This window comes from Nevskiales bacterium (assembly GCA_035574475.1).
GTDB lineage: Bacteria > Pseudomonadota > Gammaproteobacteria > Nevskiales > DATLYR01 > DATLYR01.
On record DATLYR010000225.1, the window covers coordinates 1 to 8,513 of the forward strand.

Sequence of the window (8,513 nt, forward strand, 5' to 3'; positions counted from 1 at the left end):
GGCGAGGTGGCGAGCAGCGTGCGCAAGTCGCGGCCGAAGACGCGCAGCAGCCGCTGCACGTGCAGGCTGTCGTCGCCGCGCGTGCCCAGCTGCGCCTCCAGCTCGCCGATGCGCTGCTGGTCGGCCTCGGCCTGGCGGCGCAGCGCCGCCGCGCGGGCCTCCAGCGCGCGCACCTCCTTGAGCGCGGCGGCGTGCTTCGCTTTCAGCTCGGCATGCGCCTGGGCGAAGCGCGCCTCGCGCGCCTTCTGCTGCTGTGCGCTCTGCTCTTTTTGTTGCTGTGCGAAGCGCAGCAGTTCGTCGGGGGTGGCGGCGGAGGCGGGCTGCACCGCACAGATCAAAACAAGTAACAGCAGAACCGCCCAAGCCTTTACCCCCTCCCCCTTGATGGGGGAGGGATGGGGCGGGGGTGAGAAGCTGCCAGCGGTTAGCCCCCTCTCCCTGTCCCTCTCCCGAATCGGGAGAGGGGACTTTTTATTCGGCGTACTCACGACCCCGCCCCCGGCGCCGGCAGGAGCAGCTCCATCAGCTCCGGTGGCGTCTCGCCGCGGGCCATGTCGAGGGCGGCCTCGAGTCGTTCCCGTTCTTCCGCCGGCAGCGGCTGCCAGCGGCGTGTACTGCGGTCCCAGTAGCCCTGGCGCGCGCCTTCGGGTTCCAGGTAATAGAGCATGACCCGGCCGACGCGCAGGAATTCGACGTCCTGGTCCTTGCCGCCGAAGCGCAGCTGGCCGGTATAGGCCTCGACGCTGCGGCCATACTGCAGCTCGACCTGGGTGACTTCCAGCACCGCACGCAGCTTGTCGGCGTCCGGTACGTCCGGTTTCGCCAGCAGCGCCTTCAATCCGGCGATACGCTGGCGGCGCTGGTCGAGCCGGAACGGCGCATCCGCCTGCACGAAGCGATCCAGCCAGGCGACCATCTGCTGCAAGGCCGGAGCGACTTCGATCTGGCCGGGCACGCCGGCGGACAGCTCGCGCTCCAGCTGCGCGCGGCGCGCGGCCTGCTCGCCAGCGTGGCGTTCGAGCGCCGGCAGGTCGGTCTTGAGGCTTTCCAGCTGCAGCACGCCGCGGCGCATCTCGTCGCGCATGCGGCGCATGTCGTCGTCCAGCTTGTCGATGCGCGCCTGGGACTTGGCCGCTTCCTGGTGCGCCTGCACCAGCAGTTCAATCGCGGGGTTGGCGCTGTCGGCGGCGAGGGCGGGGAGTAACAAGACAACCAGCAGCAGGGCCATGACGATACGACTGGCGCCGGCAAGAGTCGCCTGCAGGCAGACTCCTACAAAGGCTGACGCTCTTTTGTAGGAGCGTGCCATGCGCGCGACCGGCGCAATGGCGATCTCCACGACTTTCGCGGGAATGACGAGACTGGTCCGGGGCCGGCGCCTGATCATCTGTACCACCCGCAAGCCCGTCTGGCGATCAGGAACCACCCTGCTGCGGGCTGGTGACGAAGCCCATGCGGCGCATGCCGGCGTTCTGGGCCGCGGCCATGACTTCGGCCAGCTTCTCGTACTGCGTATGCCGGTCGGCGCGCAGGTGCAACTCCGGCTGCGGCTGCTGCCGAGCCGCCACCGCCAGGCGCTCGCCCAGCTCGGCGCGGGTGAGCGGGCTGTTGTTCCAGTACAGCGTGCCGGCGGCGTCGATGGCCACGGTGACGATCTCGGGCTTCTCGGTGCTCTTCTGCGTGGTGGCCTGCGGCAGGTCGATCTTGACCTGGTGGGTCAAGAGCGGCGCGGTGATCATGAAGATGATCAGCAGCACCAGCATCACGTCCACCAGCGGCGTGGTGTTGATCTCCACCATCGGTGCGTTATGGCCTTCCTGGTCGAAGCTGCCGAAGCTCACGGCTTGACCCCCATCGAAGCGCGGGTGGCCGCGACCTGCAGCATGTCGCGACCGCCGCCCTCCAGCACGCGCGCACCGGTGGTGAAGTAGGCGTGCAGGTCGTGGGCGAAGGCGTCGAGGTCGGTCAGGATCAGGCGGTTGCTGCGCACGATGGCGTTGTAGGCCAGCACCGCGGGAATCGCCACCGCCAGGCCTAGCGCGGTCATGATCAGCGCCTCGCCGACCGGCCCGGCCACGGTCTCGAGCGAGGCCTCGCCCTTGGCGCCGATGGCGGACAACGCGTGGTAAATGCCCCAGACGGTGCCGAACAGGCCAATGAAGGGCGCCGTACTGCCGACCGTCGCCAGCAGCGTCAGCCCGGATTCCAGGCGCGCGGTCTCGTGGCTGATGGTGTGACGCAGGGTACGGGTGAGGAAGTCGCTCAGGCTGGTGGCTTCGCCCAGGCGGTTGGGCGCGTGCTTCTGGTAGTGCTCGGCGGCCTTGGCGCACTGCCGGGCCAGGCGCGCGAAGGGGTCGTCCGGGTGCTTGTCGAGCTGCACGATGGCCTGCGCCAGCGAGGCCGCGCCCCAGAAGGCATCGATGATGCCGTCCATGTGCGTGCGCACCTTCCACAGGTGCCAGGCCTTGGTCAGGCCGTAATACCAGCTGGCCGCGGACATCACCACCAGCACGATCAGCGTGCTGAACACCACGGTGTCCATCTGGCCCAAGAAAGATCCGTTCATCGCCGCGTTACTCCTCAGCACCCCAAGGCCGCCGTTCTCGCCGGTCTGGCCTTTTGACTTGCGCACCCCTTGCCGGGTTTCTCTTTAATGTCTGTCGCGGCTGAAGCCGCTCCCACCAGGACCTAGTGCCTGTGGCCTGGAGGAGCGACTTTAGTCGCGACACCCCCAGCTCAACGTGATCCAAAAGGCTTAGCCTTACCGGTTGGTCTTGTTCTTCAGGTTTTGCGTCGTGAAGTAGTCGCTCTTGAACTCGATCAGGTAGTCGCTGACCTTGTCCTCGTTCTGCATCGCGGTAGTGAAATAGCGCCCGGTCTGCAGGTCGTAGATCACCTCCGGCACCGCCGACACGGTCGGGATCATCGGGAAACTGGCCAGGTGCCCTTCCTGGAAGCGCCAGTACTGGTCGCGGTTGTCGTAGCAGTCCACCGCCGCGATCGACCAGCTGTCCTCGTCGAGGTAGAACACGCGCTTCTTGAAGATGTGCGAAGTGCCTTCGCGCAGGTTGGCCTCCACCACCCAGACGCGGTGCAGCTCGTAGCGCGCCAGCTCCTGATTGATGTGGCTTTTGTGCAGGATGTCTTTGTACTTGACCCGGCGGTCCTCGATCTTGAAGGAGTTGTACGGGATGTACAGCTCCTTGCGGCCCACCAGCTTCCAGGTGTAGCGGTCGAGCGAACCGTTGAACATGTCGATCTGGTCATAGGTCTGCGAGTTGTCCGAGCCCTCGGTCGGGTTGTCGTAGCCGGCGTCCGGGACGCGGCGCACGCGACGCACCTGCGGGTTGTAGATATAGGCCTCGCGCAGACCCTGCACCGGCTCGGTGGCCAGGATGAACTGGCCGGTGATGCGCGGCGGCGACAGGTACTCGGACAGGTAGTACAGCATCACCTTGTTGTCCGGCGGCGGCGGGTTCTTGATGTTCGAGTAGACGAATTTCACGTCCTCGATCAGTTTGGTGATGGTATAGCTGCCGTCCGGCTGCACGATCGCCTGGTTGTTGTAGCGGCGCACGCCGGCGCCGCGGAACTTCATGCGGTGGTTCCAGATGATCTCCTCGGGGCGCTCCGGCAGCGGGAAGGGAAAGCCGAGCGCGGCGCCCTTCACGTCCGAGCCTTCCAGCACCGCGGTCGAGGCATTCTTGATGGTGGCCTCTTCGATCACCTTGGGGAAATGCCCGGAGCGGATGCTGGTGTAGACCGGCATCTTGTAGCTGGGGTACTGGGTCAGCATGCGCTTGTGCCCTTCCGTCAGCTTGTCCGCGTACTGGGCCATGTTGGCCTTGGTGATCGTGAACAGCGGCTTTTCGATGCGACCGCCGGAGAAGAGCTTTTCCAGCTCGTCGCCGGGCATGGTCTCGATCTGCTGCGGCGTCAGCCGGCGCTGCTCGTCGGTGAAGTTGCTCGGGCCGGTCCATTCCGGGATGCTGCCGTCGGCATTGGCGGCACGGATCGCGCCGATGGCGGTCAGTTCCTTGCCGAGCTTGGCGATGTCTTCGGGCGCCGGCCTGGCGGTGGCGGTACCGGCCGCCAGCAGCGCGGCGGCGAATCCAAGTCCCAGGTGAATGCGAGTCAAGATAGGCTCCTTACGAATACGCTCAGGTTCATGGCAGGCACGGCTCTAACCGCGACCACTGCCGGAAGGTTAGCAGAATGCGGCAAAACGTTTGCCAGCGGTATGCCCGGCCGCCGTCCATGTCCCGTCTCCTCAGCAAAGCCCCCAAACGAAACGGCCCCGCAGAGCGGGGCCGGTTATGGAATCCGTAGGTGTGGACTGTTACGGTGTTGTAGTGGTGGTGGTCGTGGTGGTCGTGCTGCTGCCAGAGCTACCGTCATTACCCACGATGATCGCCAGTCCACCCAGTCCGCCCAAGATACCGAGCGTGGTCCCGAGGCCCACACCCAGACCCACGCCGGTGGCCGCACCGACACCGGCACCAATGACCGGCATGCTGTTGACCAGGACAGGCGCCACGCCACCCAAGCCGACGAAGCCGATCTGGCCGGCCTGAACGACCAGCGTGCCGGCCGCATTGGTCAGGGTGATACTGCCCTCGGTGACCTGCACATAGAGGCCCTCCGGGGTCCAGATCATGGTGTACGCCGTGCCGCGGATCCCCATGGTGGCGACCGGCGTCTTGACCCGGTAGCTGGTGGTGTCACGCCGGCCCAGCGAGGCCACCACGGCGTCGAAGCCGCCGCGGATGAAGGTGTAGAAGCTCTTGCCGGTTTCCGGCTTGTCCGCGGACTTCGGCGGCGTGTACTGATCAATGACGAACTTGGTATTGGGATGCAAGGCGATACGCTCGCCGTTTTCCATGCGCACGCGCATACGGCCGTCGTCGCCGGTCACCAGTGCGTCCCCGGATTCGATCGGTGTGTCCTTGCTTGCCTGCAGCTCGGTGCCACCGCGCTGGATCTTGGCATCGCCGGTGGCGAACTCCACCGTGCCGGCCGCTGCGAGCGCCAGATTGCTCAGCAGCATGAGCAACATCCCGAAGACCGGGACGGTCAGTTTGATCGCCGCTCTTTCTCGCATGTTGCCCCCCTATGCTTGGCAGTTCATCCTTGGAGTTTTGCGTAGCCTTGCCGGACCTTCCAGAAATACCCTGGAATCACTCGGTTGGCCGTAGCGGCGCACGCAATACCCCCCCATATCCCGGCAAATTTAGTATGCGCCAACATAATCTCGATTTCCACCGTTTGCTGAATCAGTCGAGAAAACCCGGCCAGCCGCCGGTCACGGTATCCCGCCCGGCATCCTGTACCAGGCCGTACAGGGCACGGCCGTCCCGCACCTTCTGGCCGCCGTCCCGGGTCAAGGGCTTGAACACGAAGCTGCTGCGCTGGCGGCTCGATCGGTTGAAGAACAGGTCCAGGGGCAGAGTGAGGTAGAAGCCCTTGTCGAAGCGGCCCTCGCCAAAGTCTTCCGAGGAGACGTCGGTAAAAGTGGCAAAGGCCCCGGCCCGCACGCCGTTGGCAAACTCACGCGAGAAATCCAGGGTCGTGCCCGTGTCCCCGGCCAGGTAGCGCCCCACGCTGACCTGCGCCAGGACCTCGTAGAACGGCAGTTCGTAGTACAGCGTCAGGTGGCCGGTGGTCACGTCATAATCCCGGAAGTCGAAGCGCTGGTCGAAATCCCGCTGCCAGACATGGTTCAGGTTGAAACCCAGCGCCCAGGCCTCTTCATAGGGCTTGTAAAGCAGTTCCCCCGCCACACCGCCATACATCTCCTCGAACAGGCCGGCCGACAGCCGCGCGTACCATTCCGGCGCCGGTGACCAGATGTAGTTGGCCTCCAGGAACACGATGTTGTTCTGCCCTTCCTTGAGGTAGTTGACGATCTCGCTGCGCACGTGCGGCAGAGTGCTGCTCGGCCGTGGCTGCAGATCGTCGAAGTTGTTGTAGATATCGAAACCCAGCGCCCCGGACAGGCTCAGCTCCGGCGTCAGCTGCAGGTCACCGCCAAGTCGCAGCCACAGCTGGCCGAAGTAGAACCCGTCGGGGCCGCCGATGTGCTGGCGCAGCTTGGGGGTGATGTCCCAGCTGAAATCCGGAAAAGCGGCCAGATCGGTGAGTGCTGCACGGCGGTAGCCGTTGCGCGGGCCGGTGACACTGCTACCCAAACGCATCTCGGCCAGCGTCGCAGCGCCGGCGGCGATCCGTTCGAGGTCCGCGCGCGCCACCGTGGTACGGTGCGTCTCGACCGGGCCACTCATATCGATCAACACAAAGCTTTCCACCGCATCTGGCGCCAGTTGTGTCAGCACGCGCGCAATACGTCCAGCGGCCTGCGCGTGGTTGCGGTAGCGGCCCTGGCTGTACCACAGCTGCAGCGAGCGGGCATCGCGGTTCAGCGTCAGCCCGCGCAGGGTATAGCCCTGTTCCCTGAGCGGCTGCTCCAGACTGCGTGCCAGCTCGCGTTCCTGGGCCAGCGTCAGGCGTGCCTGCATCTCCACCGCAGTGCGTACCCGCACCGGCGGCGGAATCGGATCACGGGTTTTGGGGGGACCACGATCACGCTGCAGATTGATGTGGGTGGAGACATTGGCCATGAAGGTGTTGCCGCGCTCGATACCCGCCGATACGTCGAAGTAATTGTTGACGGGGTACAGGAACGCCAGGTTGACGGGCGTATCTGCATCCTGGTCGTTGCTCAACGCTTCGCTGCGGTAGTCGTTGCCCTCGTACTCCAGCTTGACCCGCAGCCCGCGCCACGGCGTCCACCACTCCAGCCCTCCGAAGAAAGCTACGCGCTCGCCGCGGAACCAGCGATCAAAGTCCGGCGAGCCGCCACCCGGCTCTGCACCGGGCCGGGTTTCGAACTTGTCCGACAGGACGGTAAAAGGATTGCGCACATCCCCGCGCGCGCCCAGCCGGCCCCAGCCCATGCCTAGGGAGACATCCAGGTTCTCGAAACGCTTGCTGGCCACCAGGTACTCGCTGCCGAACAGACCGGTGCCGCCGATGTCGCGTACACCCAGCGCCAGCTGCGGGCGATGGCGTGTTTCCTCCACCAGCCGCAGCTTGAAATCCACGCCGCGGTCCTTGGCTGTCTGGTCACCACTGAAAGCGGGTGGCCCGAACAGGCGATTCTCGATCTCGGTGTAGCGCAGCGTGGTTTCCAGCCAGGGCAGTAACTGCAACGAGGCGTAGATATGGTTGTAAGGCTTCTGCGTGGACAGCCCGAAACTCAGCGTGCCGTCGTCGGCAAAGCGTGCGGTCGGGTTCTGCATGAGGCCGACGCCGCCGAAGTCCGACTGAGAGTAGTCCAGCGGGCCGGCAGGGACAGGCGGCGAGAAAAGGATACTGCCACCGACCGCAGCCACCCATGCCACGCACTTCATCTTTGATTTCGTCACCCCGGCAAAAGCCGATGTCCTGTGACTTGCAAGACCCTGGATTCCGGCTTTCGCCGGAATGACGGAGTAGCTCACGGCTTTTCGGGTTCGCCCTCTCACGCAGGCACCCCGAAATGGTCAATCACGATTGGCGGGCTGTCCGGCGCGAGGTGCTGGATACTGCGGATCACCGTGCCGCTATCCGGCTCGAGCCAATAGGTGTTCAGCGCGCGCCACTGCCAACGCCTGACCGTCAGCACCTCGGTGATGCGGACCGTGCGGTGGGTGCGCTCCAGCACCGTCACGAACTCCTCGCCGACAGCTTCGAGCGTGGAGCGGTAAACCACATCGCGGTGATCGCCGGGCACAAGGTCAACCTGCCGTGTCAGACCGGCACGTGCCGGCGGTGCCGACTCCAGCAGCGGATCCTCGGTCGCAAAGCGTGTTGCAGCCAGGTCGCGGCGCAGACCGTGGGTGGCCACGATCCGCCCCCGGCGGGTCACCAGGCTGATGCGGTTGCTGGACTCCCAGCGCAGCGCATGGTCTGCCTCGTAGCGGGTCAGGAACATGACCCCCGGCAGGGTCTCGCCCACCGTGACGCCGATGCACGGCACACGCAGCGCCTCGATGTCCGCACGGCTGAAGGGGTAGCGGGTTGTGCCGCCGCCTGCGACGGCACCGGCGGTGCCGGCCAGTGGCCGGCCGCGCGCGCAGCCAGCCAGAGCGGCGCTGGCAAGGGCCAGCAGGAAACCCCGCCGCGTGCACAGCGCCGTCGTTGCGGTCGTCATGGGGCGCCGGGCACCGGGCCTGAGCACGTGCCGGGTTACTGGTTGTCGATCGAGTCGAAAATCACCGCCGTCTGGAAGACCGCGTTGAGCGACGGGATGATCTGCGCCAGCGCGCGGTTCCAGTTGACCAGCGTCGCCGAGGACACGAACACCACGTCACGCGGCTTCAGCGGGAACTGGTCCGCCAGGAGCAATGCGTCCACCGACTTCGCATTGAGCTGGTAGATGACGGGCTCCAGGCGCGTGTGCACGCTGCCGCCGGGATTCTGCGCCTCGTCCACGAAGCCGCGGATCACGTAGATGCGACCGGCATTGGCGGTTT

9 protein-coding genes are annotated in these 8,513 nt (G+C 65.5%); all 9 read right to left on the bottom strand.

Annotated features, from left to right (window positions below; translation table 11 throughout):
• Positions 1-326 (bottom strand): hypothetical protein (locus tag VNJ47_13395; protein ID HXG29828.1); only part of this gene is annotated, 326 nt, incomplete at its 3' end.
• 158 nt (positions 327-484) lie between these two features.
• A complete protein-coding gene (locus VNJ47_13400; protein HXG29829.1) occupies positions 485-1,339 on the bottom strand; it encodes a DUF3450 domain-containing protein in 855 nt (284 codons plus the stop codon).
• A gap of 76 nt (positions 1,340-1,415) precedes the next feature.
• Positions 1,416-1,841: a biopolymer transporter ExbD gene (locus VNJ47_13405; protein ID HXG29830.1), complete on the bottom strand. Its 426-nt coding sequence runs from the start codon at positions 1,839-1,841 to the stop codon at positions 1,416-1,418.
• A complete protein-coding gene (locus VNJ47_13410) occupies positions 1,838-2,566 on the bottom strand; it encodes a MotA/TolQ/ExbB proton channel family protein (GenBank protein HXG29831.1) in 729 nt (242 codons plus the stop codon). The genes VNJ47_13405 and VNJ47_13410 overlap by 4 nt, the downstream gene beginning before the upstream one ends.
• 195 nt (positions 2,567-2,761) lie before the next feature.
• Entirely contained in the window at positions 2,762-4,138 is a 1,377-nt protein-coding gene (locus VNJ47_13415) for a DUF1329 domain-containing protein (GenBank protein ID HXG29832.1), read from the bottom strand.
• Positions 4,139-4,339: 201 nt separating this feature from the next.
• Complete coding sequence (locus VNJ47_13420) at positions 4,340-5,047, bottom strand: FecR domain-containing protein (protein HXG29833.1); 708 nt, start codon at positions 5,045-5,047, stop codon at positions 4,340-4,342.
• Between the two features lie 226 nt (positions 5,048-5,273).
• Positions 5,274-7,409 carry a YjbH domain-containing protein gene (locus VNJ47_13425; protein HXG29834.1) on the bottom strand — a complete coding sequence of 712 codons (2,136 nt, stop codon included), beginning with the start codon at positions 7,407-7,409 and terminating at the stop codon, positions 5,274-5,276.
• A gap of 110 nt (positions 7,410-7,519) precedes the next feature.
• Positions 7,520-8,191 (bottom strand): YjbF family lipoprotein, encoded by a 672-nt coding sequence (locus VNJ47_13430; protein ID HXG29835.1) that lies wholly within the window; start codon positions 8,189-8,191, stop codon positions 7,520-7,522.
• 35 nt (positions 8,192-8,226) lie between these two features.
• Positions 8,227-8,513, bottom strand: a 287-nt coding sequence (locus VNJ47_13435) for a hypothetical protein (protein ID HXG29836.1), incomplete at its 5' end; no start/stop codon positions are given.